This is a genomic window from Pseudomonas sp. 8Z, from assembly GCF_902506535.1.
Classification (GTDB): Bacteria; Pseudomonadota; Gammaproteobacteria; order Pseudomonadales; family Pseudomonadaceae; genus Aquipseudomonas.
The window spans coordinates 1,122,489-1,147,982 of sequence record NZ_LR733827.1 but is presented as its reverse complement, the minus strand read 5'-3'; the positions used below and the strand labels follow the sequence as shown (position 1 = coordinate 1,147,982).

The window sequence follows — 25,494 nt, the reverse complement described above, 5'->3', positions numbered from 1 at the left end:
ATGCAGCGTCGAACGCTTTTGAAAGGAGCCGCCCTGGGCGGTGTAGCGGCCATGGGGGCCGGGTTTTGGGCTTTACCCACCGGGCCGCGGCCGGCTGCGTTGACCCTGGACGGTGCGCGTCAGGTGCTCGATTCGCTGACTGGGCGAGCGTTGAGCAGCAGCCGTGGCTGGAGCCCGACAGAGGTGTTCAATCATTGCGCGCAAAGTATCGACTATTCCATCGACGGTTATCCGCAACTCAAGCCCGCCTGGTTTCGTAGCAGCATTGGCCCAGCCGCCTTCGCGGTATTCAGTGCGCGGGGCGCCATGCGTCATCCGCTTGATGAACCGATTCCCGGCGCTGCCGCCATCACCGAGCCGAACAGCCAGGACGCGGCATTGCAGCGTCTGCGTGCTGCCTTCGAGCGCTTTGCGGCGCACTCGGGCGAGCTGCAGCCACACTTCGCCTACGGCGCGCTGAGCCATGCAGAGTATGCCGAGGCGCACGTGATGCACTTGTACAACCACCTCAGCCTGATCCAACTGGCGCAGGCATAAGGTCGCATTATCGTCTGCCATTCAGGTGCCCCTGCGTCCTTGTGAAGGCCGCAGGGCTGCTCGACACTCGGTTCATTCGCAATCTGCCGAGGAGTCTGCCTGATGAATAATGCCGTTCGTTTCGACGATCAAGTGGTGATAGTCACTGGTGCTGGCGGTGGCTTGGGCCGCGCCCATGCACTGCTGTTCGCCCGCCATGGTGCCAAGGTGGTGGTTAACGACCTGGGGGGCAGCACTCACGGCGAGGGCGCTAACGCCTCGGCTGCCGACAAAGTGGTGGAGGAAATCCGCGCCTTTGGCGGCACGGCGGTGGCCAACCATGACTCGGTGACCGACGGCGACAAGATCGTGCAGACCGCGCTGGACGCCTTCGGCCGCCTCGACGTGCTGGTCAACAACGCCGGTATCCTGCGCGACAAGAGTTTTCACAAGATGGAGGATGCCGACTGGGATCTGGTCTACAAGGTGCACGTCGAAGGTGCTTACCAGACCACCCGCGCGGCCTGGCCTCATTTACGCGAGCAAAACTTCGGGCGGGTGATCTTCACCTCGTCCACCTCCGGCATTTACGGCAACTTTGGCCAGAGCAACTACGGCATGGCCAAGCTCGGCCTGTATGGCCTGACCCGCACCCTGGCCATCGAAGGGCGCAAGAACAACATCCTGGTCAACGCCATCGCCCCGACCGGCGCCACGCGCATGACCGAAGGGCTGATCCCGGCGCAGGTGTTCGAGCAGCTAGGGCCCGAGCTGGTCAGCCCGCTGGTGGTGTACCTCGGCAGCGCTACCTGCCAGGACACCGGTGGTCTGTACGAAGTCGGCGGTGGCTGGGTTGGCAAGGTGCGCTGGGAGCGCAGCCTGGGCGCTGGTTTCGATCCCAAGGTCGGCTTCAGCCCGGATGACGTCGCGGCGCAGTGGCAGCGCATCTGCGATTTCGAAGGCGCCGTGCACCCGGCGGACAACGTCGAGGCGCTGCGGGAAATGATGGCCAACCTGCAAAAATACGCACTCTGAGGTCTTTGTGCGCCGTGCTTGGTCGGCCTCTCTGCATGTAGTACCCGGTTGTTACCCGTAGGTGGGGCTTGAGGCCAATAATGAAGGCCTTACCCACCTGCGGGAGACGATCATGGCTGCCAAGAAGATTCTGATGCTGGTCGGCGACTACGCCGAAGACTACGAGACCATGGTGCCGTTCCAGGCACTGCAGATGGTTGGGCACAGCGTGCATGCGGTGTGTCCGGGCAAGAGCGCCGGGCAAACGATCCGTACCGCCATCCACGATTTCGAGGGTGACCAGACTTACAGCGAGAAGCCCGGCCACAACTTCGCGCTGAACTTCGATTTCGCCCAGGCGCGTGCCGAGGATTACGACGCTCTGGTCATTCCCGGTGGCCGCGCGCCGGAATACCTGCGCCTGAATGCCGAGGTCATCGCCTTGGTCAAGGCCTTCGCCGCTGCCGATAAACCCATCGCAGCCGTGTGTCATGGCCCGCAATTGCTGGCGGCTGCTGGTGTGTTGCAAGGGCGCGAATGCAGCGCCTACCCGGCCTGCGCGCCAGAAGTTGGCTTGGCGGGTGGTCGCTACGTGGAAATTCCTGTGGATCAGGCGCACGTGCACGGCAAGTTGGTCACGGCACCGGCCTGGCCTGCGCATCCGGCCTGGCTGGCGGCGTTTCTCACGGTGCTGGGTACAGAAATTCGCCTGTAAACCTCGTCGCCCCGATGCAAACCGGGGTGTAGCATGGCTACCTGTCAGTTCACACGTGGCGGGTTGCACCCGCCCTACCGGTGCGCGTTTGATGTGGGCAATCTATGTGAAGGCTGACCCGATCCTCTACGAAGCGGGCTCGCGCTCGCGGCTCATTCGTGGTGTTTTGACCAGCCTGTAAACCCCGTAGCCCGGATGCAATCCGGGGGCATCATGGCTACCCGCCACTCCACGCGCGGCAGGTTGTACCTGCCCTACCTTTGAGGACACGTTTGATGTGCGAACTCTATGTGAAGGCCGACCCGATCCTCTACGAATCGCGCTCACGCTCGCTGCGTATTCGGGGTGTGGTGACCACCTTGCGTCTGGAAAACCAGTTCTGGGACATCCTCAGCGAAATCGCCGAAGTCGATGGCATGACCACCAATCAGTTGATCGCCAAACTCTATGAGGAGGTCATGGATTTTCGCGGCGAGGTGGTCAACTTCGCCTCATTCCTGCGCGTCAGTTGTACCCGTTACCTGGCGCAGAAGGCCGGACGCCCGGTGCCGCTGCGGCTGGTCGGCGCGGGCGTCTGAATCACGGGTACATCCAGAAATTCGGATGTGGCTCGCTTGCGCTTGCAGCGGGCTGCTGGGCGGTTTGGGATTGCTGGAAAAGACGTTTGATCAGGCGCATGTGCCGGGTTCCTGTGTGATGTTTTGAACAGGCGGGCATGATCGACGGCTTGGTGTTATTGAGAAACTGGATTGTCTCTATGTTTCCAATACCAATTGGCTATGGAACATTCGGGGCGCGCTGGCGCCCAGGCTCAGACCGTGCGTCGTGGCAGGCGCACGCTGACTAGCAGGCCGCCCAGTGGTGAGTCTTCCAGCGCAATGCTGCCCTGATGCAGCTCCACCACGCGGCGCACGATAGACAGGCCTAGCCCCGCGCCCTGGCCTTCGCCGAGACGGAAGAAACGCTCGAACAGGCGTTCGCGCATTTCAGCCGGCACGCCCGGGCCGCTGTCGTGTACCTGCAGCACCAGCGCCGTGGCATTGGCCAGCAGGTGCACCTGGATGCAGCCGCCTGCCGGGGTGTACTGCACCGCGTTGCTCACCAGATTCTGTAGCAGGATGCCCAGGCTCGGTGCATCGGCGATCAAGTGAAAATCACCGCCATCGCCGGCTTCCAGAATCAGATCCTGCTGGCGATTGAGCGCCAGCGGCGTCAGTTCGGCCAGCTCGCCACGCAGGAACGCCAGCAGATCCAGATTGCCCATGCTCAGGCGCACGCTGTTGGGATCGAGGCGCGCCAGGGTGAGCAGTTGCGCAACCACGCGGGTGGCGCGGTCGACGCCACCGGCAAGCTGGCGCAGCGCTTCATCGCGGTCACCGATATCCGGTGCTTCCAGCGCGTTCTGCGCGTGGATACGCAGCACCGCCAGTGGCGTGCGCAGCTCGTGGGCGGCGTCGGCGATAAAGCGTTTTTCCTGCTCCAGTAATTGGTTGACCTGCATCAGCAGGCGATTGAGCGCCGCCGCCATCGGCTCCAGCTCATTGGGCAGCGGTGGGAACACCAGCGGCGCCAGGCTGTCCGGCGCGCGGCCACGGATGGCGTCGGCCATGCGCTGCAACGGGCTGAGGCCCCAGCCCACCGCCAGCCACAGCAGCAGACCAACCAGCGGCAAGCCCACCAACAACGGTTGCAGGCTGCGCTGGGCAATCTTGCCGATCAGCTCGCCGCGCACATCTTCGCGCTCACCGGCCAGCACCCAGTGGTAATCGCGGCTGTCGTGCAGGACGAACACGCGCCAGCGGTGCTCACCGATGCTCAGCGTGTGATAGCCAATCAGGTAGCGGGCCATCTGTGCCAGGCGCTCGCGCGTCGGGCGGTTGTCGTCGGGCAGGGCCAGGCCGAGTTGTTTGATCATGTCGTTGAGCAGCCCCGGCGGCGCGCTGGCGGACTGGAACAGCAGCTCGCCATCATCATCGAGCATCTCGAAGGCCAGCTTGCCTTCGTATTCGTGGCCCAGCAGGTTGTCCGGGTTTTGCGATTTATGCAGCAGCAGCGCCTCGTCGAGCACTGCCTGCATCTCACGGCGGCCATCTTCGTCGAGATCGTGGCGCACCAGGCCCATCAGTAGGCGCGCGGTTTGCGAGAGTTGGGCGTCGAATAGCTCGCGGACTTCGTGCACCGAGTCGTTGTAGATCTTGTAGCTGATCAGACCGAAGCTGGCGGCCAGCATCAGCAAGAGCAAGACCAGCAGGCGAGTACGGATGGAGCCGAGGGTTTTCAGCGCACTCATTTGTCCACCAGATAGCCGACGCCGCGCACGGTGCGGATCAGCTCCGGGAAGAATTTCTTGCGCAGGTGGTGCACGTGCACTTCCAGGGCGTTGCTTTCCACTTCTTCGTCCCAGCCGTAGAGCGCTTGCTGCAGCTTGTCGCGGGTCAGCACGCGGCCCGGCTGGATCAGCAGCTCGTGCAGCAGGAGAAATTCCTTGCGTGGCAGGCTGACGGTATTGCCCTGGTACTCGACCACCTGGCTGGCCGGGTCGAGGCGGATGCCGCGGTATTCCAGCGCCGGTTCGGGGCGCTGGAAACTGCGCCGTAGCAGGGCGCGCAGGCGCGCCTTGAGTTCGGCGACATCGAAGGGTTTGATCAGGTAGTCGTCGGCGCCAGCATCGAGGCCGGCGATGCGGTCGCTGGTGGCGTCACGCGCCGTGAGCACCAGCACCGGCACCGGATTGGCCGCGGCGCGCAGGTGCTTGAGCACCTGCAGGCCGTCCATGCGCGGCAAGCCCAGATCGAGGATGGCCAGCTCGAAACTCTCGTGGCTCAGCGCATGCAGCGCGCTGGCACCGTCCTGCAGCCAGTCCACGGTGTAGCCTTCGGGTTTCAGCGCGGTGCGAATACCCTCGCCCAGGGCTTGATCGTCTTCGACGAGAAGAATTCGCATGGCAACTCCTGTCCGTAATCCAAGTTACTTGAGTTTACCTGCGACCTGCTGCAAAAGCGCCTGGGCTTCTGCACGGCGGCCTTTATCGGCCAGCTCGCGACCTGGACGATCCTTGGCAGCCAGGGCTTTTTCCAGCGCGGCCTGGGCTTCCTCAAAGCGTTTCTGCCGTTGCAGGAAGTCGCCGTAGAAGTAGTTCGGGTCGATGCCGTCCGGGTTGATCGCCAGCGCCTGCTTGAGCATCTTCTCGGCCTCTTGGTCATCGCCGAAACCAATCGGCCAGCCTGGCACCTGATAGTAGAGGCTGCCGAGGCTGGTGTAGGCCGAGCCGCCCAGTGCTTGCGGGTCGATGGCCAGGGCCTGCTCCAGGCTGGCCTTGGCTTCCTTGACCAGGCTCAGCGCGCCGAGGCCGCCTTTGGCGCCGGCCTCGGTGCTGAGGATGATGCCGCGCCAGATCAGCAGCTCGGCGGCCTTCGGCTCGCTGGCCAGGGCAGCGTCGGCCTGGGTGACGAGCTTGGCGAAGGCCTCTTCACGCTGCTTTTCCGGCGTCTGGTAGTTGATCTCGGCCCAGCGCGTCTGCAACTGGTGCAACTGCGCCTCGCCGCTGGCGCTCAAGGCGAAGGCGGGCAGGGTGGTGAAGCCGAGTGTGGCGATGAGCAGGGTACGCAATGCGTTCACGGGCAATTTCCTCAGTGTTTGTGACGGGCGAAGCGTTGGATGATCGGCAACTGTTTGCGCAGCGCCTGGTCGACCACGCGTGGCAGCAGGCCGTTGAGGCGCACGAACAGGCGCTCCGGCCAGCCCAGGTAGCGCTCTTCCTGCTCGTGGCGGATGGCTTGCAGCAACTCGGCCGCGACCTTTTCCGGGGCGTCCATGGCCACGCCCAGTTCGTCGTTCATCGCCACCACGCTGGGGGCGTTCATCGCCGTGCGGGTGGCGCGCGGGGCGAAGTACAGAACGCGCACATTGGTGTCAGCCAGCTCGCGGCGCAGCGCTTCGGAGAAACCGCGCAGGGCGAACTTGCTCGCGCAGTAGGCGGCGAAGCCCGGATAGCCGATGGTGCCGAAAGTGGAGCCGACGTTGATCAGCAGGGCACGGCGCTGCGCGCGCAGCAACGGCAGCAGGCGCTGGGTGAGCTGCAGCGTGGCGGTGACGTTGAGGCTGATCAGCTCGGCGATCTGCTGCTCGTCCTGCTGGTCGAGCAGGCCGAAGCGGTTGACCCCGGCGGCATTGATCACGCAGTTGAGGCCGCCGAAATTCTGCGCAGCGGCCACCAGCGCATCACGCCCGGCGCGGGTGCCGATATCGGCTTGCACCAGTTGGATCTGCTGCGGGAAGCGTTTGAGCAGCGGCTGCAGGGCGTCCAGGTGACGCCCCGCCAACAGCAGGTGGGCGCCTTCACTGGCCAGGGCATACACCAGTGCCTGGCCGATGCCACCACTGGCACCGGTCAGCAGGGCACGGCAATCCGTAGGTTGCATGGTTTCTCTCCTAGGCAGACAGCGGCAGGCTGCGGAACATGTCGCCGTACAGGCGATAGACCACCTTGGCGGTGTGCACCACAGCGGCCTTGTCGTCGTCGTTGTCCAGACGGTTCATCAGCTTCTTGAAGAACTCGATGTGGTCCAGATCCAGGCTGCCGTGGGAGCTGAGGTAGCTGAAGGCCTTGTTCGGCAGTTGCAGCTTGTCCTGAATGATGCCGGCAGCCTGGGTGGCCAGGGCGATGCTGGTGCCTTCGAGCACGTTGACCATGCCGAAGAAACCCACCGGGTTGTGCCGGGCGATGCGGTCGTAGACGTAAGCCACCATCAGCTCGGTGGCCATGTGCGGCGTGCCATGGCGCACCGCTTCCTTGTCCGCACCGCAGGCGGCGATATCGTTGAGCACCCACTCCTGGTGGCCGGTTTCTTCCTCGATGTATTCGGCGATGGCTTCGCGCAGCCATTCCAGGCGCTCCGGCAGACGCGCGCCGCAGGCCATCAGCAGCGGCACGGTGTGCTTGACGTGGTGGTAGGCCTCGGTGAGGAAGGCGATATAGCTATGCAGGGCGACCTGGCCGGTCATGGCCTGCTGGATGATCGGCGCGCTCAGCAGATACTCGCGTTCGGTTTGAGTCTGGGCCAGCAGGGATTCGTAGAAACTCATGCGTGTACTCCTTCTGCCATCAACGCTTCGATGGCGGTTTGGTAATGATTGAACAGGGCGCTGCGGCGCAGCCGACCGTTGGCCGTGGCCAGGTCGTTGCTCGCGTTGAAAGGGGCATCGGCGCGCAGCCAGTGGTGCACGCGGGCGTAGTCCGGCAGGCCGTGATTGACCTCGTCCACCGTTGCCTGCAACTGCGCGTCGGGGGTATTGGCAAAGCGCGGCACCAGCACCGCGACGTTGCTCGGCAGCGCCTCGCCGTGCAGCCAGGCCTGGGCGATGGGCAACTGCTGCACCAGCTCGGACTCGACCCATTCCGGGTTGACGTTGCGGCCAAAGGCGGTGATGAACTGATGCTTCTTGCGCCCGTGCAGTACCAAGAAGCCGTCCTCGAAATGGCCGAGATCGCAGGTGCGCAACCACTCGTCTTGCACCGCCGCTTCACCGATGTAGCCGAGCATGCGCGCGCCCTTGACCAGCACCTCGCCGTCGTCCGTCAGACGGATCTGCAAATGCTCCAGCGGCTTGCCGGTGCTGCCGATATGGCGCTGCTCGGGCGTATTCAGGCACACCACCGAGGCGCACTCGGACAGCCCGTAACCCTCGAAAATCGGCAGCCCCATGGCATCGGCGCGGTGCAGCAGTTGTGCTGAAACCCGGCCACCGCCGACGGCGACGAAGCGCAGCGAACTGGGCACCGGCAGCTTGCGCTCGGCAGCACTGACCAGCGCCAGCAGCAGTTGCGGCAGCAGAATCAAACTGTGCGGCTGGGACGCTTGCAGCGCCTGTAAAAAACGCATCAGGTCGAAGCCGCTGGCGCCTGTCAGGCCAATCTGCGCCATCGGCATCAGCTCCACGCACGCGCCCGCCAACAGCGGCGCATAGATGCCCGCGATGTTCTCCAGCAGCGTCGCCAACGGCAAAATGCACAGGTGTCGCTCGACCTTGCGGCTGGCGCTGGCCTTGACCAGGCTGTCGGCCACCGCCAGTTGCGTGGCCAGATCCAGACACACGCCCTTGGGCTGGCCGGTGGTGCCGGAGGTGTAGGTTATCTTGCAGGTGCCGGCATGCAGCGCTGGCGCCTGCGCCAGCGTACGGCGATGAATGTCGCCCTCGACACTGGCAAAACCGGGGGCGCCGGCGCCGATCAGGCAATCGATCCCGGCGCTGTCGAGCACATGGCGCTGCTGATCAGCGGAGAAGAACCCCGGCACCGGCACACAAACCAGGCCCGCATGCAGCGCCGCCAGATCCCACAGCACCCAGTCGATGCCGTTATCCAACGCCAGCGCCACACGTTGCGCGCCCAGATCGCGCAGGTGCCGGCTGCGGCTGACCACGGCGGCCAGCAAGCCGTCATAGGTCAACTCGCGGCCATTTTCGCTCAGTGCCGTGCGCGGGCCGTAGACGGCCAGGCGGGCGAATAAGGACTCAACTGCAGACGACATCAGGCATGCCCTCCAACGCATAAAGCGGTTGATGGCCGAGACGTGGATAGGCGCCCAGTTGCAGCAGGCGCTGATGGCCGCCATAAATGTCACCGGCCATTACCAGCGGATTGTTGTCGTAATAGCTGCCCCAGTCGGCCAACTCTTCGCCCATGCGCGCCGGGTCGGCCTCGCCGAGGGCGATAGGCGCCAGGCCCAGGCGCTGGAAGCTGTTGAGCAGCGTCGGCGTACCGGTAAAGGTGACCCAGCGAAAACCCAGGGCCACCAGCAAATCGGTCAGCGCGACGATCAACAGACGCGCCGCGCCGGGGCTGTCGGCGGCCAGATTGCCCACTTCCACCAACTCGCCACGGCCCGGCTCGGTAAGCCCCAAGCGCGCACCGATGGCAGCCTGAATCGGCTCGTCCAGATAGCGCTCAAGAAACAGCGGCCCGCTGCCACCGCTGCGCACACCCACCGCACCGAGCAATTGCCCGGCCTGGTTTTCCAGGCCGAACAGGCAAGGCATGAAATGACGGATGCGCGCGCCGTGTTGCAACTCGAAGCGCTGGCGGATGAACTGCTCCAGCGCCACACGCCGCGTGCTGTCAGGGGATGCCAGGTGAAGTTGGTAAGTATCGCCGCGCCCGATACGGGCAACGGGACGGTCGTGATGCGCCCAGGGTAGTTCCATCGTCGGAACCTCGGTGATTGGCCTGGGGGTGATTCTGGGAGGGCTGGCTTAACGCTGTATTAAGCCTTTGCAGAATGTTTCGGACGTTGCGTTATCGCGGCTAAAGCCCCTCCTACAGTGCGTGCGGCAGCGGGGGTCAGCGTTCAGGCCTGCACCCGTAGGAGGCGCTTTAGCGGCGAGCTTTTATCGCGGCTAAAGCCCCTCCCACAGTCCGTGCGGCGCGGGGGCCAGCGTTCAGGCCCGGCACCCGTAGGAGGCGCTTTAGCGGCGAGCTTTTTATCGCGGCTAAAGCCCCTCCCACAGTCCGTGCGGCGCGGGGGCCAGCGTTCAGGCCCGGCACCCGTAGGAGGCGCTTTAGCGGCGAGCTTTTTATCGCGGCTAAAGCCCCTCCCACAGTGCGTACGGCAGCGGGGGCCAGCGTTCAGGCCTGCACCCGTAGGAGGCGCTTTAGCGGCGAGCTTTTATCGCGGCTGAAGCCCCTCCCACAGTGCGTGCGGCAGCGGGGGCCAGTGTTCGGGCCTGGCACCCGTAGGAGGCGCTTTAGCGGCGAGCTTTTTATCGCGGCTGAAGCCGCTCCCACAGTGCGTGCGGCAGCGGGCGCCAGCGTTCAGTCCTGGCGCCCGTAGGAGGCGCTTCAGCGGCGAGCTTTTATCGCGGCTAAAGCCCCTCCCACAGTGCGTGCGGCAGCGGGCGCCAGCGTTCATTCCTGGCAGCCGTAGGAGGCGCTTTAGCGGCGAGCTTTTATCGCGGCTAAAGCCCCTCCCACAGTCCGTGCGGCAGCGGGCACCAGCGTTCAGCCCTGGCGCCCGCAGGAGGCGCTTTAGCGGCGAGCTTTTATCGCGGCTAAAGCCCCTCCTACAGTCCGTGCGGCAGCGGGGGCCAGCGTTCGGGCCTGGCACCCGTAGGAGGTGCTTTAGCGGCGAGCGGGCGCCCGGATGAGGGCAAAACGGTTACAGCCTTGGCCCGCAATTCGCTTTATCATCACCGCCTCTTTGCCGGTGCCGTGGGGCTGCAAGCCCTGGCCCGAGTGCCCTCGCTGCCTTGAATCAGAACGCCTCGAACCATGAACGCCGTAGAAATCGAACAAGCCATTACCGACCTGGCCGAGCAGCCGTTTGACCCGGTCGAGTTCCCTTATGCCTTCCTGCAGGCTTTCGGCAACAAGGAAACCACCCTCAAGCGCCTGCGTTCAGGGGCTACCAACAAGTCCGATTTGGGCGGCGTGCTGCAAACCAGCAATATTCATCTGGCGGTGTGTGTGCCAGGCCAGGTCACCGAGACCTTGGCCGCGCTCAAGGCCAGCCCCGCCACGGCGCGCGCCAAAGCCAAGTACGTGCTGGCCACCGATGGCCAGATGCTGGAGGCAGAAGAGCTGGAAAGCGGCGAAGTTATCGCCTGCAGCTACTCGCAGTTTCCTGATCACTTTGGCTTTTTCCTGCCGCTGGCGGGTATCTCCACGGTCAAGCAGATTCGCGAGAACGCTTTCGACATCCGCGCCACCAGCCGCTTAAACCGGCTCTATGTGGAGCTGCTCAAGGACAACCCGACCTGGGGCACCGCCGAGCGCCGCCATGAGATGAACCATTTCATGGCGCGGCTGATCTTCTGCTTCTTCGCCGAAGACACCGACATTTTCAACGGCACCGGCCTGTTTACCGACACCCTCGCGCAGATGAGCGACCGCGATGCGAGCAATCTGCATGAGGTGATGGGCGAGATCTTCCGCGCCATGAACACGCCGATTGCCCAGCGTGCCACGGCAAACCTGCCGCGCTGGGCGGACACCTTCCCCTATGTCAACGGTGGGCTGTTCTCCGGCGAGCCGGATGTGCCGCGTTTTTCCCGCATTGCCCGTAGCTATTTGCTGCATATCGGCGCGCTGGATTGGAAGCAGATCAACCCCGATATCTTCGGCTCCATGATCCAGGCCGTGGCCGACGACGAAGAGCGCGGCGCCCTGGGCATGCACTACACCAGCGTGCCCAATATCCTCAAGGTGCTGAACCCGCTGTTTCTCGATGAGCTGCGCGCCAAGCTGGACGAGGCTGGCGACAACCCGCGCATCTTGCTCAACTTGCGCAAGCGCCTGGCGCGTATTCGGATATTCGACCCGGCCTGCGGCTCGGGCAACTTCCTGGTTATCGCCTACAAGCAACTGCGTGCGATTGAAAACATCATCAATGAGCGTCGGGGGGAGCTTGGGCGCAAGAGCGATATTCCGCTCACTAACTTCCGAGGTATCGAGCTGCGGGACTTTTCTGCAGAAATCGCTCGCTTGGCACTGATCATCGCGGAGTATCAATGCGATGTGCTTTACCGGGGGCAGAAAGAGGCTCTGCTGGAATTTCTGCCGCTGAGCAATCAGAACTGGATTACTTGTGGAAACGCTCTTAGGGTGGATTGGCTCAGTGTATGCCCTCCAACAGGTAAGGGGGTGAGGCTAGTAACTAATGATTTATTTGATCCTTCCTTGGAACAGGCGCAGATTGACTTTGAGAATGAAGGTGGGGAAACGTACATTTGTGGTAATCCTCCATATCTTGGAAATACTTGGCAAAGTGCAGAGCAGAAATCGGAAATTCGCAGCGTAGCGAATGGTCGCACCAGCGCCGCTGGGTTTCTTGATTATGTGGCAGGTTGGTTTATTAAAGCGGCAGACTACATTAAAGATGCAGGAGGGGCTGCTGCTTTTGTAAGTACTAACTCTATATGTCAAGGTCAGTTAGTGCCTATAATTTGGCCGATTATTTATCAGGCTGGTTGTGATATCTTTTTTGCATATACTTCGTTTAGGTGGGCGAACCTTGCTAGTAATAATGCAGGTGTTACAGTCGCGGTAGTCGGGATTTGTAGTAAGAATGCCTCGATATGCCGCTTGTATGAGCACCAGGGAGACGGAACAGTAGCGTCGCGTGAGGGTGCATCTATTACCCCATATTTGACCATTGGCTCGCGTGTTATTGTCGAGAAATGTACTCGCCCCCTTTCAGAGTTGGCGATAATGGAGTTTGGTAATAAGCCAAGTGATGGTGGTCATTTGCTATTGACAAGTGATGAGCTCAACTCTCTTGGGCTGTCACGAGATCAGCGTGAGCGTTTCACTCGTCGTATCTTCGGCTCGCAAGATTTCATCAATGGTGGGGGGCGGTTTTGTATCTGGATTGACGATGATCATTTGCAGGAGGCAAAAACAATTCAGGTATTGAATGAGCGCATTGAGGCAGTGAGGGCTTTGCGCCTTGCAAGTCCCGATAAAGGCGCAAGAACCATCCTTGCGCAACGCCCTCACCAGCTTAAATTGATGCGAATTGGAAAAAGGCAGACAATTGTTGTTCCAAGTGTGTCGTCTGAGCGTCGTGCATATTTGCCAGCGGGTGTTGTTAGCTCAGGAACCACGCTTACTAATCTCGCTTTTGGTATGTACGATGCGTCTCTTTGGAATTTGGCGCTCGTTGTTTCTCGTCTGCACTTGGTTTGGATCGCTACCGTCTGCGGCAAAATGAAAACAGACTTCCGCTACTCCAACACTTTAGGCTGGAATACCTTTCCAGTACCGACGCTGACCGAGAAAAATAAAGCTGATTTGACCCAGTGCGCCGAAGATATCCTGCTGGCCCGCGAAGCCCATTTCCCCGCCACGATTGCTGAACTCTACGATCCAGAAAAAATGCCAGACAACTTGCGTGCAGCCCATGAACGTAATGACGAAGTGCTGGAGCGCATTTATATAGGTCGCCGTTTCAAGAACGACACCGAGCGTCTGGAGAAGCTGTTTGAGCTGTACACCGAGATGACAGCCAAGCAGAAACCAGGGAAGGCGAAGCGATGACTGATTTGATCCTGTACAGCTCGGAGGATGGCCAAACGCGGCTGCATCTGCGCGTTGAGGGCCAAAGTGTGTGGCTTAGCCAACTGGACATTGCCGAGCTGTTCCAGACCACCAAGCAGAACGTATCCCTGCATGCCAAGAACATTTTCGAGGACGGCGAGCTAAGCGCCGAGGCAACTGTCAAGGAATCCTTGACAGTTCAAGTCGAGGGCCAGCGGCAGGTCAAGCGCAAACTGACTCACTACAACCTCGACCTGATCCTGGCTATCGGCTACCGGGTGCGTTCGCCGCGCGGCGTGCAGTTCCGCCAGTGGGCCAGCAGCCACCTCAAGGAGTTTCTGCTCAAGGGCTTTGTGCTGGATGAGCAGCGCCTGAAGAACCCCGGTGGCTGGGATCACTTCGATGAGTTGCTGGCGCGCATCCGCGAGATTCGCGCCTCGGAGAAGCGCTTCTACCAAAAGGTGCGCGAGCTGTTTGCCCTGAGCGCCGATTACCGCATCCGCGAGCAGGAAACCGCGCTGTTCTTCGCCGAGGTGCAGAACAAGCTGCTCTATGCCACCACCGGCTGTACCGCCGCCGAATTGGTGGTCAAGCGTGCCGACGCCAGCCAGCCCAATATGGCCCTGAACACCTGGAGCGGTTCGCGCGTGCGCAAGCAGGATGTGATCATCGCCAAGAACTACCTGACGGCGGATGAGATCGACACGCTCAACCGCCTGGTGGTGATCTTCCTGGAGCAGGCTGAGCTGCGCGTCAAACAGCAGCAGGCGCTGACTCTGGATTTCTGGCGCAGCAATGTGGACAAGATGCTGGCCTTCAACGATCAGCCGATTCTGCAGGGCGCTGGCTCCGTCAGCCGCGAGCGCATGGAGCAGCTTGCCCATGAGCGTTACGAGGCATTCGATCAGCAGCGCCGCGAGGCAGAGCGTATCCAGGCCGATGCCGATGACCTCAAGGAAATCGAGCAGCTCGAACACACCCTTAAAAACACGGGCAAGAAGCCCTGAATGGATGCATGGTCATGACTCAAAGCGTTCCTTCCGTTTCCGTCTCCTATGCCCAGAACGGCCGCTCCACCAAGGCCAACGAACTGGGCATGCGCCCCATGCAGGAGCGCGTCTTCGAGCGGCGTGGTGAGCCGTATCTGCTGATCAAATCGCCTCCCGCATCCGGTAAAAGCCGGGCCTTGATGTTCATTGCGCTGGATAAGCTGGCGCACCAGCACATCAAGCAGGCCATCATCGTGGTGCCGGAAAAATCCATCGGTGCGAGCTTTCACGACGAGCCACTGAGCCGCTACGGCTTCTGGGCCGACTGGCATGTGGAGCCACGTTGGAACCTGTGCGATGCACCTGGCACCGATGATGGCGGCAAGGTCAATGCGCTGGGCGCGTTTCTGGAAAGCAGTGACCAGGTGCTGGTCTGCACCCATGCCACCTTCCGTTTTGCCGTGGATAAGTTCGGGGTGGCGGCCTTCGATGATCGCTTGATCGCTGTGGACGAGTTCCACCATGTTTCCGCCAACCCGGACAACAAGCTGGGTACGCACCTGGGGCAGTTCATCGCCCGCGACAAGGTGCATATCGTGGCGATGACGGGCTCTTACTTTCGGGGCGATGCCGAGGCGGTATTGGCGCCGGGTGATGAAGCCCGCTTCGACACCGTGACCTACACCTATTACGAGCAGCTCAACGGTTATGAGCACCTGAAGAATCTGGATATCGGCTACTACTTCTACTCAGGTGCTTACTCCGACAGCATTCTCGATGTGCTCGACCCGCGCGAGAAAACCATCGTGCACATCCCCAGCGTGAACTCCCGCGAGAGCTCCAAGGACAAGATCCGCGAGGTGGAGCACATCATCGAGGAGCTGGGCGAGTGGCAAGGCAGCGACCCGCTGACGGGCTTCCAACTGGTGAAAACCGCAGAGGGGCGCGTGCTGCGCATCGCCGATCTGGTGGATGATGACCCGGCCAAGCGCGACAAGGTGTCGGCGGCGTTGAAAGACCCGGCGCAGAAGAACAACCGTGACCATGTGGACATCATCATCGCCTTGGGTATGGCCAAAGAGGGCTTCGACTGGATTTGGTGCGAGCATGCCCTTACGGTTGGCTACCGCTCCAGCCTGACCGAGATCGTGCAGATCATCGGGCGGGCGACCCGTGATGCACCGAACAAGGCGCGGGCACGCTTCACCAATCTGATCGCCGAGCCGGATGCCAGCGAAAAACTGGTGACCGAGGCGGTCAATGACACGCTCAAGGCGATTGCCGCCAGCCTGTTGATGGAACAGGTGCTGGCGCCGCGTTTCGAGTTCAAGCCCAAGACGCCCACCAGTGGCCCGCAGGCCGGTTTCGACTACGGCGATACGCCCTATCAACCCGGTGCCTGTAACGTGGGCTTCAACCATGAAACCGGCCAGTTCCAAATCGAGATCAAAGGCCTGGTCGAGCCCAAGAGCCCAGAGGCCAGCCGAATCTGCCAGGAGGATCTGAACGAGGTGATTGCCAGCTTCGTTCAGGACAAGACCAACATCGAACGTGGCTTGTTCGATGATGAGCTGGTACCCGAGGAGCTGACGCAACTGCGTATGGGCAAGATCATTCGGGAGAAATACCCGGAGCTCGATAGCGAAGATCAGGAGGCGGTGCGCCAGCATGCCATTGCCGCCTTGAACCTGACTCAGCAGGCCAAGCAGATGGTGTTGGGCGACGATCCACAGGGGCCACAGAGCGGCGGCAGCAGTGCGCCGAGTACGGCTTTGATCGACGGTGTACGCAAGTTTGCGATGGACGTGCGCGAGCTGGACATTGACCTGATCGACCGGATCAACCCATTTAGTGAGGCCTACGCGATTCTCGCCAAGAGCATGAGCGAGGACAGTCTCAAGCAGGTTGCGGCTGTTATTGGCGCCAAGCGCACCCGCCTGACACCGGACGAAGCCAAGGATCTCGCCGTGCGCGCCGTGAAATTCAAAAAGGATCATGGCCGTGTGCCGTCACTGACTGCTCATGATCCGTGGGAGCGGAGCATGGCCGAAGGTGCTGCAGCCTTTATCCGCTTCAAGAAAGAGGGCCGTTATGGCTAACGAATTTGATCTGGACGAACTGGAAGCTGAGCTTTCGGATTTTGCCACGCCCAACAAAAAGGTCGGCCGCACGCCCCGTGAGGAACGCATCATCGCGGGTTTCGAGGATATTCAGCGCTTCGTCGAGGAGCATGGCCATGTGCCGCGCCATGGTGACGATAACGACATTTTCGAGCGACTTTATGCCGTGCGCCTGGATCGTCTGCGTGAGCAGGAGGAATGCCGCACGCTGCTGATGCCCCTCGACCATCAGGGCCTATTGAGCTGCGTAGCGTTGAATGAGCCCAAGGGTGAGTACTCGCTGTCCGATGATGAGTTACTGGCCGAGCTGGCAGGCGATGAGGGCGCGGATGTTCAGAACCTTCGCCACGTTCGCAGCAACGCCGAGAAGCGTGAGGCTGAAGAGATTGCCCAGCGCGAGCGTTGTGAGGACTTCGAGCGCTTTCAGCCATTGTTCGAGCAGGTGCAGCGTGAGTTGCAGTCCGGGCTTCGGGTGACGCGCGCCTTCATGAGAGACACCAGCGTCGAGGTTGGGCAGTGGTTCGTGTTGAGTGGCCAGATGGCCTATGTGGCTGAAGAGGGCGATGACTTCGATTCACCACAGGGCAAGAAGGATGCGCGTCTGCGGGTGATCTTTTCCAACGGCACGCAAAGCAACCTGCTGAGGCTTTCTCTGGTGCGTGCGTTGTACAAGGACGATGCAGGCCGTCGCATTACCGAGGCTGATGCAGGGCCGCTGTTCAGTGAGGCGCTGGAGTCTGACGACATCGAGAGTGGCACCATTTATGTGTTGCGCAGCGACTCAAAGCATCCTTACGTGGTCGAGCACCGCGAGCTGATCCACAAGATCGGCGTCACGGGTGGCAAGGTGGAAACCCGTATTGCGGGGGCTGATAAAGATGCCACTTACCTGCTGGCGGATGTTGAGGTGGTGGCCACCTACAAGTTGCACAACATCAATCGAATACGGATGGAAAACCTCTTCCACCGGCTGTTCAGCCCTGCTCAGCTTGAGCTGACGATCCCTGACCGCTTCGGCAATCCGGTCAAGCCCAAGGAGTGGTTTTTGGTGCCGCTGAATGTGATCGATGAGGCGGTGGGGCGGATACGTGATGGCTCCATTACCAATGTCGTATACGACCCTGCTTCTGCACAGTTGGTCGCGGCAAAATAAGACTGCTCATGCCATCTGCTTGATGGGGGTTGGAGTGGTTTGAAATATCAGGAGTGGACGATGAATCAAACAAGGGATTTGCCATGACCCAAGGCCGCAGTATTCGACTCTTTCTGGTGGACGGCACGCCCAATGGCCTGCTGACCGCCGAGATCATGAACTGGACGGGCCACGTGCTGACCGGCCCGCGCAGCAAAATGACCGAGCTGGTTCAGCGCCCGGAATGCGCGCGTACTGGCGTGTACTTTCTGGTTGGCCCTGACCCGGACGACAGCCTGCGCACCCGTGTGTATATCGGCGAGTCCGACGATGTGGCGCAACGCCTCATACAGCACAATCGCCCGGAAAAGCCTGACGGCAGCGGCGGCAAGGATTTCTGGGAGCGCGTGTGCCTGGTTACCAGCAAGGATCAGAACCTGACCAAGGCCCATGTGAAGTACCTGGAAAGCAAGCTGATCGGCATTGCCGCCAACGCCGGGCGTTGCGTGCTAAGCAATGGCACGGCGCCCGACTATGCTGGGCTGCCCGAGTCCGACAGAGCCGATATGGCGTTCTTTCTTGAACAGCTTCGTATCGTTCTGCCCGCGCTGGGTTTTGACTTTCTCCTTGAGCCGCCTCGACTGGTGGCGCTGAACCGAGAAGCTTCTGCACCTGCATCGGAGCCGCTCAACGCGTCGCCGCGCTTCGTGCTGGAGAGTCAGAAGCTCGGCATCAAGGCGTTGGCCGAAGAGGTCGATGGCCTGTTCATGGTGCTCAAGGGCTCCCGTGTGCGTGGCCAATGGAACAGCACTCCGCATAGCTACGAGCTGCTTTTTCGTCGTCTGATCGCTGACGGTGTATTGGTGCCGGATGGGCCGGAGCATCGTGTATTCAGCGCTGACTATTTGTTCTCCAGCCCCAGTGCTGCCGCTGCGGTCGTATATGCCCGTAATGCCAATGGCCGCACCTCATGGCTTGTCGACGGCACCGGGCAAACCTACGCCGCCTGGCAGGATCAACAGTTGGGCGCGTTACAGCCCACGCTGGAGGATGCGTAAGCGCGCCCGAGCTACAGACCGAGCTGCAGCTCTTGCTCACCGAGCTGGCCGAGCTGATCCGCCAGGCGCGGCAGCAGGGCTCTCCGCGCAGCCGATCATGAGCCGGTTCTGAAGGCCCGCTGCTGCGCATTGCGCGCTATCGGTGCAATTGCCTCTAGTGCTCGGCGCGCTGCTGCTGGAGAATCCGCGCCATTTGCCTTTCTGCCGTTAGTTAGGCGTGCCGTACGCACCTGCATGACGTGCGCGGCGCTGGTCATCCTTGAGGAGTTCGTTCGTGCTGTATCGTCCCCGTTTTGCGCGCAGTCTGTTGGCTCTGGCGTTGAGCCCTGCGCTGGTTTTGGCGAGTGAGCCGAGCGTGCTTGAGGCCGTGACGGTGACGGGGGAGGGGAGTGACGATTACCTGGCCCGGCGCGCCAGTGTGTCGGCATACGATGATGCCGAGTTGCTCGATACGCCGGCCTCCGTTTCGGTGGTCACCCAGCAGATGCTGGCGGATCAGCAGGCCAGGCTGCTGAGTGAGGTGCTGAAGAACGATGCGGCGGTGGGCGAAAGCTATGCGCCGATTGGTTACTACGAGAACTTCGTGGTGCGCGGTTTTTCACTCAATGCCGCCAGTAGCTACAAGATCAACGGGCGCACCATTGCCGGTGAGCAGAATGTGGCACTGGAGAACAAGCAGCAGGTCGAGTTGCTCAAGGGCCTGGCCGGTTTGCAGGCGGGGGTCTCCGAGCCGGGCGGTTTGCTCAACTATGTGACCAAGCGTCCCGAGGATGTGCGCGCGGTGACGGTCTCCAGCAATGAGCAGGGCGAGCGTTATCTGGCCACCGATGTGGGTGGCTGGTTCGGCAGCGAGCAGCAGTTCGGCCTGCGTGCCAACCTGGCGCACGAGGACATCCGCTCGTATGTCGAGCACGCCGATGGCAAGCGTGATTTCCTGTCCCTGGCGTTCGATTGGAACATCAGCCCCAACGCTTTGCTGCAGGTGGATGTGGAGTATCAGCAGCGTGAGCAGTTGTCGGTGCCGGGTTATCAGTTGCTGGGCGGGCGCCGCGTGCCTCATGGCGTCGACCCCAGGGACAAGCTGGCTGATCAGCGTTGGGCCAAGCCGGTGGGCATCGATTCGCTCAATACCAGTGGGCGCTTCGAGTACCGCTTCAGCGACGACTGGACAGGCTCGCTCAGTGCGGCGCGCAGCCATGTGGTGATCGACGATTACAGCGCATTTGCCTGGGGCTACTTCTGTGCTCCCAACTGCGTTGGCGATCAGCGCGGCAACACCTTCAGCGCCGCAGGCGACTACGACGTCTACGACTACCGCAGCCCGGACGACACGCGCTGGACTGATGAGCTGGAGGGCGCTCTGCGCGGGCATTTCAGAACGGGGGCGGTGCAACATCAGATGACCGTTGGCAGCAGCGCTCTGCGTCGTATCGTCGAGCGCCGCGATGCGATCAACGAGTGGGTCGGCACCGCCAATATCGGCCAGGATTCTCCCGATTTTGCAGCGGCTAACGCGGCGCTGGGGGACAAGTATCGACGCCTGGATAGCCGCCAGTACGGCCTTTTCATCAATGATCGGATTCGCCTTAGCGAGCAGTGGCAAAGCGTGCTCGGTGGGCGCCTGGTGCGTCTGGATGAGCACACCTACGATGCCGCAGGTGAGGTGACGCGGCATACCCAGCGCACGGCGTTTCTTCCCGATGCGGCGCTGATCTACAAGCCGCGCGCGGACATTTCGCTGTACACCCGCTACAGCCAGGGGTTGTCGCCGGGTGGGGAGGCGCCCTGGTTTGCCAGCAATAACGCAAGCATCCTCGCGCCGACGCGCTCACGCCAACTGGAAGTGGGCATCAAGCGCGACTGGCAGCGTGCCAGCGTCAGCGCAGCGTTGTTTCGTATCGAGCGCGATTACCAGTACACGCGCCCGAACGACGGTGGCACCTTCACATATCTGACGCAGGGTGAGCAGCAGAACACCGGTCTGGAGCTGTCGGCCAGCGGTTGGCTGACCGAGCGTTTGCAGGTGTCGGCCAGTGCTGCGGCGATTCGCGCGCGGGTCAGTGGCACGGGCACCGAGGCTTATGAAGGGCATCAGGCGATCAATGTGCCGACGCTGCGCAGCAGCCTGTCCTTCGATTACCGCGTGGCGGCTGTCGAGGGCTTGGCGCTGCTGGGCGGCGTGCAGTACAGCGGCAGCAAGTATGCCAATCAGGCCGGGAGCACGAAGGTCGGCGATTACACCGTGTTCGATCTGGGGAGCCGCTACAGCATGCGGCTGGAGGGTTACGAGGCGGTGTTGCGGCTGAGCGTGGACAACCTGTTCGATACCCGTTACTGGCGCGATGCCGGTGAGTACCTGGGCGATGGCTACTTGTTCCCAGGCGCGCCGCGCACGGCGCGTCTGGCGGCAACGCTGAACTTCTAATGCGGGTGCGCTATCAGCAAACCTGCGCGATCCAGTCATTGAGGTTGTAGTAGTTGCTGATGCGCGCGACCTTGCCGTTGTTGATCTCGAAGAAGGCACCGGCCGGTAGCACGTAGGTCTGGCCGTTGGCTGGCGGCAGGCCTTCGTCGTCGGCCAGGTATTCGCCGTGCACCACGAATTCGGCGGCGGCGCGGCTGCCGTCGGCGTTCTGCATCACTACGATGTCGGCCAGGCGTTCTCGGTAGCAGCGGTTCATCTTGTCCATGAAGGTGGCGAAGGTGGCCTTGCCGACCTGGCGCTCGCCCTGGTTGATGTCATGCACCACGTCGTCGGCCAGCAGGTCGAGGAAGGCGGGCATGTCGCCGGCGTTGAAGGCGGCGTAGTAGGCCTGCACCAGTTCGGTGGCGGTCATGGTTAAGTTCCTTTCGTAGCGTGGTTAGTGGTTGCTTGGCTCGCATGATAAGTTCGCGCCTTCGAGCCGGCATAGCCGCTGGCGTCACCCTGCTGCTGGCGAACGACTCCTTATGGACATCGAATTGCTCCAGGGGCCACAGATAGCGCCCCATATCGAAGATCTGGCGCATTTGCGGATCACGGTCTTTCGTGAATTTCCCTACCTCTACGACGGCAGCCTCGACTATGAGGCTGAGTACCTGGCGACCTACGTGCGCAGCGCCGATAGCCTGTGCGTGCTGGTGCGTGACGAGGGACGGGTGGTCGGCGCATCCACGGCACTGCCGCTGCTTGATGAAACCGCGGAATTTCAGCAGCCGTTCCTCTCGGCAGGCTGGAATCCGGCGCGCATCTTCTACTGCGCCGAGTCGGTGGTTTTACCGGCCTGGCGCGGGCGCGGCCTGGGCGTGCGCTTCTTCGCCGAGCGCGAGGCGCATGCGCGCAGGCTGGGGCGTTTCGACTGGTGCGCGTTTTGCGCCGTGCAGCGCCCGGCCGATCACCCGCGCAGGCCCACCGACTATCAGGCGCTGGATGCCTTTTGGGCGCGCCGGGGCTATCGCCATCATCCCCAATTGCACACTCAGTACCACTGGCGCGACCTGGACGAAGCCGAGGAATCGGCCAAGCCCATGTCGTTCTGGCTCAAGGAACTCACTTCATGATCAAGGTTGCCGCCTGCCAATATCACATCGACCTGCTGACCAGTTGGGACGCCTATGCCGCGCACCTGACCGAGCTGTGCGAAGAGGCCGCCGGGCAGGGCGCCGAGCTGCTGCTGCTGCCGGAATACGCCGGGCTGGTGCTGACCGGGCAGTTACCGGACGCTCAGCGCAGCGATCTGCACGGCTCCATCGCCGGCATCCAGGCGCTGCTGCCGCGCTGGCTGGAACTCTGCGAGAGCCTGGCGCGGCGGCTGAAGGTGCATCTGCAACCCGGTTCGGTGGCGGTGCTGGATGATGACGGCCTGTACCGCAACCGCGCCTGGCTGTTCGGCCCGGACGGCTGCCTGGGCAGCCAGGACAAGCTGATGATGACCCGCTTCGAGCTGGAGCAATGGCAGATTGCGGCAGGAAGCGGGCTCAAGGTATTCGACACGGCGCTGGGCAAGCTCGGCATCCTGATCTGCTACGACAACGAATTCCCGCTGCTGGCGCGCACCTTGGCCGAGGCCGGGGTGGATCTGATCCTGGCGCCCAGTTGCACCGATACCGAGGCGGGTTTCTATCGCGTACGCATCGGGGCGCAGGCGCGTGCGCTGGAGAATCAGCTCGCCGTGCTGCAATCGCCCACGGTTGGCTTGGCGCCCTGGTCGCCGTCGCTGGACGAGAATATTGGCCGCGCCGCGCTGTACGTGCCGTCGGATTACGGCATGCCGGCCACTGGCGTGATTGCCGAGAGTGCAGCGCTGTGCCCCACGCGCAGCCACTGGCTGATCGCCGAGCTGGATCTGGCCGAGGTGCGCCGCGTGCGCGAGCAGGGCCAGGTGTTTACCCGGCGCGACTGGCCTCGGCAGTTCGAGCAGGCGCGGTTGGTGCAGCCATGAACGCGCCAGAGGCCTTGCCGGACTCGCCACTGGCCGCCTACGAGCGGGCGCTGGCTGGCGGTTTTGTCGCCGATGCCGCGCAACGCCGGGCGGTGCAGGTGTTGCAGCATTGTCATGAGGCCGTACAGCGCGGCGAATGCCCGCCCGGCGTGTACCTCTGGGGGCCAGTGGGGCGCGGCAAGACCTGGCTGATGGACAGTTTCTACAACAGCCTGCGTGTCCCGGCGCGGCGGCAGCATTTCCATCACTTCATGCAGTGGGTGCATCGCCGCCAGTTTCAGCTCAGCGGTAATGCCGACCCACTGCGCCTGCTGGCCGAAGAGCTGGGGCGCGAGGTGCGCGTGCTGTGCTTCGACGAGTTGTTCGTCAGTGACATCGGCGATGCCATGTTGCTGGGACGTTTGCTCAGTCTGGTGCTGGAGCAGGGCGTGGTGCTGGTGGCGACCTCCAACCAGCCGCCGGATCAGCTCTATGCCGATGGTTACAACCGCGAGCGCTTCCTGCCGGCCATCGCCGCGCTGGAGCAGCATATGCAGGTGGTGAGTGTGGATGGCGAGCAGGATCATCGCCTGCATCCCGGTGCCGAGGTGCAGCGCTATTGGGTGCGGCAGGCGCAGGCGTTGGGTGAGCTGTTCGCCCGCTTGAGTGAGGGGCTGGCGGTGAGCCGCGAGCCGGTCGCGCTGGCGCACCGGCGGGTCGTGACGCTTGCTCACAGCACGGCGGCGCTGTGGTGCCGTTTCAAGGATCTATGTGAGCAGCCGCTGGCCGCGCTGGACTTTATCGAGCTGTGCCAGCGCTTCCCGGCCATCCTGCTCGGCGAAGTGCCGCGCCTGGGCGGCGAACAGCGCGAAGGGCGTATCGCCCGTGGCACCGAGGATGGCGCCGCCCGTGTCGATGCGGGGGATCGACAACTGCCGGCACTGGCCCACAACGATGATGCGGTCAGGCGTTTCATCGCCCTGGTCGACGAGTGCTACGACCGCCGCGTGCCGCTGTATATCGAAGCCGAGGTGGCGCTGGATGAGCTGTACACCCAGGGCTACCTTGAGTTTGCCTTCCGTCGCACCCTCAGCCGCTTGCGCGAGATGCAGTTGGCGCGCTTCGGCTCATAGCAGCAGCATCTGCAACTCGCGGCTGACGTTGACGGTGATGCCGCCGCCATTGGAGCCAACGCTCTGGCTGGTGCCTTGCAGCGGGTTGTACAGGGTGCCGCTGCCCTGTTTGGGCAGGGTCACGCTGCCGTTTTGCTGAGCCCAGAACAGCCATAGCCAGCGCCCATCGGCACGCTGCCAGGCAATGCTGATCATGCCGCTTGGCGCATTGGCGAACGCCGGTGGCGTCAACGGTGTGAGGCTCGGGCCGGTGATCTGCAGGAAGCGCCGCAGGGCCTGGTAGGCCGGCTTCTCGCTGCCATCTAAGCGCAGCAGGCCGTAGGACTGGTCGCGAACCGAGGCGCGGGCATCCAGGTCGCTCAGGGTGAAGAGAAAGATGCGGTCGAAATCCATCGCGCTCATCAAGGCCAGGCGCCGCAGCATGTAGTCGGCCTGGCCCTGCTCGCCAATGATTGGCTGCAGCTCAACCGGCCCGGTGTAGCTCGACCAGCCGAATTCGGTGGCCCAGATTGGCCCGCTGCCGTACTGGCGCAGGTATTGGTTGACGGTGTTGGCATTGCTGATGAAATCCCCAGCACCCGATACGTCACCTTCAGGCTCCTGGCTGTAGGGATGGTAAGCGCTGACGCGGCCAGACTTGACGCTGCCGAGGCGAATCAGCGCTTCGAGCATCAGCCCGCCTTGCACCGGCATCTGGCTGTAATAGGCGTTGCCGCCGATGACCGGCGTGGCATCCGGGCGAGCGCTGGTCAGTGCGCTCAGGCTGGTTTCCAGCAATTGCTGGTATTGCTGCGGGTTCTCCGCCGGTTGCCAGTAAGAGGGGATGTTCTGTTCATTCCACACCTGCCAGGCCTTGGCGTAGGGGTAGCGGCTGGCCAGGGTGGCGAAGCTGCTGGCGTACAGTTGTGCGTTGAACGGTGGGTATTGATCGCGGTTGCTCACACCACTGGGCGCTGAGCTGGCGAAGGGGGCTGAGCCAACCAGATAGATGAGAGGTTTGAGCTGCTGCTCCTCGACTACCTGCATCACACGGTCGATTTGCGCCCACTGCCATTGCCCTGGAGCAGGCTCCAGACGATCCCAGTGCAGGCCCATGCGAATCCATTGCAGGTTCAGCGCCTTGAGCTTGGCGATCTGCTGGCGGTAGGCCGCCTCGTCGAACCAGGGCAGTTGCACGTTGAGGCCGAGAAAGTCGGCCCAGGTAACTGTGCGCGGTGCTTTCATCGAGTAGGAGGGCGCGGCTTGAGCGCCGAAGCTGGTGCACAGGCTCAGGCTCAGGCACAACGCGGCGCACAGGCCGCTAAAGCGCGAATTAGACATGGCTGCTTTCCCTTGCTGGGTGAATCGGAGTAGCAGCATAGGGGCAGCCGTCGGCTAGCGAACCG

Annotated in this window: 22 protein-coding genes; 13 read left to right on the top strand and 9 right to left on the bottom strand. The window is 62.3% G+C overall.

Annotation, left to right across the window (positions count from 1 at the left end; all coding sequences use genetic code 11):
* The 4 genes from AERO9A_RS18205 to AERO9A_RS18190 all read left to right on the top strand — a co-directional run bounded on the left by AERO9A_RS18205 (window position 1) and on the right by AERO9A_RS18190 (window position 2,823).
* Window positions 1-537 carry a DUF1569 domain-containing protein gene (locus tag AERO9A_RS18205; RefSeq protein ID WP_159973324.1) on the top strand — a complete coding sequence of 179 codons (537 nt, stop codon included), beginning with the start codon at window positions 1-3 and terminating at the stop codon, window positions 535-537.
* A gap of 102 nt (window positions 538-639) precedes the next feature.
* Window positions 640-1,551: an SDR family oxidoreductase gene (locus AERO9A_RS18200; RefSeq protein ID WP_159973323.1), complete on the top strand. Its 912-nt coding sequence runs from the start codon at window positions 640-642 to the stop codon at window positions 1,549-1,551.
* Window positions 1,552-1,660: 109 nt separating this feature from the next.
* The gene (locus AERO9A_RS18195) at window positions 1,661-2,245 is read left to right on the top strand and encodes a DJ-1/PfpI family protein (RefSeq protein ID WP_178111190.1); all 585 of its coding nucleotides are present in this window, start codon (window positions 1,661-1,663) and stop codon (window positions 2,243-2,245) included.
* A gap of 275 nt (window positions 2,246-2,520) precedes the next feature.
* Window positions 2,521-2,823, top strand: coding sequence for a ribbon-helix-helix domain-containing protein (locus AERO9A_RS18190; protein ID WP_159973321.1), 303 nt, complete (start codon window positions 2,521-2,523; stop codon window positions 2,821-2,823).
* 233 nt (window positions 2,824-3,056) lie between these two features.
* On the opposite strand, the gene AERO9A_RS18185 is transcribed toward AERO9A_RS18190, so the two are convergent.
* From AERO9A_RS18185 to AERO9A_RS18155, 7 genes are read right to left on the bottom strand one after another with little or no spacing between them, the layout of a single operon-like run.
* The gene (locus AERO9A_RS18185; RefSeq protein WP_159973320.1) at window positions 3,057-4,535 is read right to left on the bottom strand and encodes a HAMP domain-containing sensor histidine kinase; all 1,479 of its coding nucleotides are present in this window, start codon (window positions 4,533-4,535) and stop codon (window positions 3,057-3,059) included.
* Complete coding sequence (locus AERO9A_RS18180; RefSeq protein ID WP_159973319.1) at window positions 4,532-5,188, bottom strand: response regulator transcription factor; 657 nt, start codon at window positions 5,186-5,188, stop codon at window positions 4,532-4,534. The genes AERO9A_RS18185 and AERO9A_RS18180 overlap by 4 nt, the downstream gene beginning before the upstream one ends.
* 24 nt (window positions 5,189-5,212) lie before the next feature.
* On the bottom strand, window positions 5,213-5,863 hold the full coding sequence (locus AERO9A_RS18175; protein ID WP_159973318.1) for a tetratricopeptide repeat protein: 651 nt from the start codon (window positions 5,861-5,863) through the stop codon (window positions 5,213-5,215).
* An 11-nt stretch (window positions 5,864-5,874) separates the two neighbouring features.
* Entirely contained in the window at window positions 5,875-6,666 is a 792-nt protein-coding gene (locus AERO9A_RS18170; RefSeq protein WP_159973317.1) for an SDR family oxidoreductase, read from the bottom strand.
* Between the two features lie 10 nt (window positions 6,667-6,676).
* Window positions 6,677-7,330, bottom strand: a complete 654-nt coding sequence (locus tag AERO9A_RS18165; protein ID WP_159973316.1) for a TenA family transcriptional regulator — start codon at window positions 7,328-7,330, stop codon at window positions 6,677-6,679.
* A complete protein-coding gene (locus AERO9A_RS18160) occupies window positions 7,327-8,775 on the bottom strand; it encodes an AMP-binding protein (RefSeq protein WP_159973315.1) in 1,449 nt (482 codons plus the stop codon). The genes AERO9A_RS18165 and AERO9A_RS18160 overlap by 4 nt, the downstream gene beginning before the upstream one ends.
* On the bottom strand, window positions 8,759-9,448 hold the full coding sequence (locus AERO9A_RS18155) for a thermostable hemolysin (protein ID WP_159973314.1): 690 nt from the start codon (window positions 9,446-9,448) through the stop codon (window positions 8,759-8,761). Before AERO9A_RS18155 ends, AERO9A_RS18160 begins: the two co-directional genes overlap by 17 nt.
* A gap of 1,063 nt (window positions 9,449-10,511) precedes the next feature.
* On the opposite strand from AERO9A_RS18155, the gene AERO9A_RS18150 reads away from it, so the two are divergent.
* The 6 genes from AERO9A_RS18150 (at window position 10,512) to AERO9A_RS18125 (ending at window position 21,001) form a co-directional block, all read left to right on the top strand.
* The gene (locus AERO9A_RS18150) at window positions 10,512-13,277 is read left to right on the top strand and encodes a DNA methyltransferase (RefSeq protein WP_159973313.1); all 2,766 of its coding nucleotides are present in this window, start codon (window positions 10,512-10,514) and stop codon (window positions 13,275-13,277) included.
* Entirely contained in the window at window positions 13,274-14,284 is a 1,011-nt protein-coding gene (locus tag AERO9A_RS18145; RefSeq protein ID WP_159973312.1) for a virulence RhuM family protein, read from the top strand. Before AERO9A_RS18150 ends, AERO9A_RS18145 begins: the two co-directional genes overlap by 4 nt.
* A 14-nt stretch (window positions 14,285-14,298) precedes the next feature.
* Window positions 14,299-16,365 (top strand): DEAD/DEAH box helicase, encoded by a 2,067-nt coding sequence (locus AERO9A_RS18140; protein ID WP_178111156.1) that lies wholly within the window; start codon window positions 14,299-14,301, stop codon window positions 16,363-16,365.
* On the top strand, window positions 16,358-17,539 hold the full coding sequence (locus AERO9A_RS18135) for a GIY-YIG nuclease family protein (RefSeq protein ID WP_159973310.1): 1,182 nt from the start codon (window positions 16,358-16,360) through the stop codon (window positions 17,537-17,539). The genes AERO9A_RS18140 and AERO9A_RS18135 overlap by 8 nt, the downstream gene beginning before the upstream one ends.
* An 83-nt stretch (window positions 17,540-17,622) precedes the next feature.
* Complete coding sequence (locus AERO9A_RS18130; protein ID WP_159973309.1) at window positions 17,623-18,576, top strand: GIY-YIG nuclease family protein; 954 nt, start codon at window positions 17,623-17,625, stop codon at window positions 18,574-18,576.
* 274 nt (window positions 18,577-18,850) lie between these two features.
* Window positions 18,851-21,001 (top strand): TonB-dependent siderophore receptor, encoded by a 2,151-nt coding sequence (locus AERO9A_RS18125; RefSeq protein WP_256666000.1) that lies wholly within the window; start codon window positions 18,851-18,853, stop codon window positions 20,999-21,001.
* Between the two features lie 13 nt (window positions 21,002-21,014).
* Here AERO9A_RS18125 and AERO9A_RS18120 read toward each other — a convergent pair whose 3' ends face one another.
* The gene (locus AERO9A_RS18120) at window positions 21,015-21,413 is read right to left on the bottom strand and encodes a nuclear transport factor 2 family protein (RefSeq protein ID WP_159973308.1); all 399 of its coding nucleotides are present in this window, start codon (window positions 21,411-21,413) and stop codon (window positions 21,015-21,017) included.
* Window positions 21,414-21,525: 112 nt separating this feature from the next.
* Between AERO9A_RS18120 and AERO9A_RS18115 the strand changes: the two genes are divergently transcribed.
* Genes AERO9A_RS18115 through zapE form a run of 3 tightly spaced genes read left to right on the top strand, consistent with a single transcriptional unit; the run spans window position 21,526 to window position 24,109 of the window.
* Entirely contained in the window at window positions 21,526-22,116 is a 591-nt protein-coding gene (locus tag AERO9A_RS18115; RefSeq protein WP_159973307.1) for a GNAT family N-acetyltransferase, read from the top strand.
* Window positions 22,113-22,997 carry a carbon-nitrogen hydrolase family protein gene (locus AERO9A_RS18110; RefSeq protein ID WP_159973306.1) on the top strand — a complete coding sequence of 295 codons (885 nt, stop codon included), beginning with the start codon at window positions 22,113-22,115 and terminating at the stop codon, window positions 22,995-22,997. Before AERO9A_RS18115 ends, AERO9A_RS18110 begins: the two co-directional genes overlap by 4 nt.
* The gene (zapE, locus tag AERO9A_RS18105) at window positions 22,994-24,109 is read left to right on the top strand and encodes a cell division protein ZapE (RefSeq protein ID WP_159973305.1); all 1,116 of its coding nucleotides are present in this window, start codon (window positions 22,994-22,996) and stop codon (window positions 24,107-24,109) included. Before AERO9A_RS18110 ends, zapE begins: the two co-directional genes overlap by 4 nt.
* Here the strand turns inward: zapE and AERO9A_RS18100 are convergent.
* A complete protein-coding gene (locus tag AERO9A_RS18100; protein WP_159973304.1) occupies window positions 24,104-25,429 on the bottom strand; it encodes a beta-galactosidase in 1,326 nt (441 codons plus the stop codon). The two genes, zapE and AERO9A_RS18100, sit on opposite strands and share 6 nt — an antisense overlap.
* Window positions 25,430-25,494: the final 65 nt, after the last annotated feature.

What these genes read in the sequence shown, in the direction of transcription:
- AERO9A_RS18155 (WP_159973314.1), bottom strand. Translation starts at nt 9,448, where the DNA reads ATGGAACTACCCTGGGCGCATCACGACCGTCCCGTTGCCCGTATCGGG.
- AERO9A_RS18185 (WP_159973320.1), bottom strand. Translation starts at nt 4,535, where the DNA reads ATGAGTGCGCTGAAAACCCTCGGCTCCATCCGTACTCGCCTGCTGGTC.
- AERO9A_RS18170 (WP_159973317.1), bottom strand. Translation starts at nt 6,666, where the DNA reads ATGCAACCTACGGATTGCCGTGCCCTGCTGACCGGTGCCAGTGGTGGC.
- AERO9A_RS18150 (WP_159973313.1), top strand. Translation starts at nt 10,512, where the DNA reads ATGAACGCCGTAGAAATCGAACAAGCCATTACCGACCTGGCCGAGCAG.
- AERO9A_RS18110 (WP_159973306.1), top strand. Translation starts at nt 22,113, where the DNA reads ATGATCAAGGTTGCCGCCTGCCAATATCACATCGACCTGCTGACCAGT.
- AERO9A_RS18135 (WP_159973310.1), top strand. Translation starts at nt 16,358, where the DNA reads ATGGCTAACGAATTTGATCTGGACGAACTGGAAGCTGAGCTTTCGGAT.
- AERO9A_RS18100 (WP_159973304.1), bottom strand. Translation starts at nt 25,429, where the DNA reads ATGTCTAATTCGCGCTTTAGCGGCCTGTGCGCCGCGTTGTGCCTGAGC.
- AERO9A_RS18160 (WP_159973315.1), bottom strand. Translation starts at nt 8,775, where the DNA reads ATGTCGTCTGCAGTTGAGTCCTTATTCGCCCGCCTGGCCGTCTACGGC.
- AERO9A_RS18120 (WP_159973308.1), bottom strand. Translation starts at nt 21,413, where the DNA reads ATGACCGCCACCGAACTGGTGCAGGCCTACTACGCCGCCTTCAACGCC.
- AERO9A_RS18205 (WP_159973324.1), top strand. Translation starts at nt 1, where the DNA reads ATGCAGCGTCGAACGCTTTTGAAAGGAGCCGCCCTGGGCGGTGTAGCG.
- zapE (WP_159973305.1), top strand. Translation starts at nt 22,994, where the DNA reads ATGAACGCGCCAGAGGCCTTGCCGGACTCGCCACTGGCCGCCTACGAG.
- AERO9A_RS18190 (WP_159973321.1), top strand. Translation starts at nt 2,521, where the DNA reads ATGTGCGAACTCTATGTGAAGGCCGACCCGATCCTCTACGAATCGCGC.
- AERO9A_RS18165 (WP_159973316.1), bottom strand. Translation starts at nt 7,330, where the DNA reads ATGAGTTTCTACGAATCCCTGCTGGCCCAGACTCAAACCGAACGCGAG.
- AERO9A_RS18115 (WP_159973307.1), top strand. Translation starts at nt 21,526, where the DNA reads ATGGACATCGAATTGCTCCAGGGGCCACAGATAGCGCCCCATATCGAA.
- AERO9A_RS18130 (WP_159973309.1), top strand. Translation starts at nt 17,623, where the DNA reads ATGACCCAAGGCCGCAGTATTCGACTCTTTCTGGTGGACGGCACGCCC.
- AERO9A_RS18200 (WP_159973323.1), top strand. Translation starts at nt 640, where the DNA reads ATGAATAATGCCGTTCGTTTCGACGATCAAGTGGTGATAGTCACTGGT.
- AERO9A_RS18180 (WP_159973319.1), bottom strand. Translation starts at nt 5,188, where the DNA reads ATGCGAATTCTTCTCGTCGAAGACGATCAAGCCCTGGGCGAGGGTATT.
- AERO9A_RS18145 (WP_159973312.1), top strand. Translation starts at nt 13,274, where the DNA reads ATGACTGATTTGATCCTGTACAGCTCGGAGGATGGCCAAACGCGGCTG.
- AERO9A_RS18140 (WP_178111156.1), top strand. Translation starts at nt 14,299, where the DNA reads ATGACTCAAAGCGTTCCTTCCGTTTCCGTCTCCTATGCCCAGAACGGC.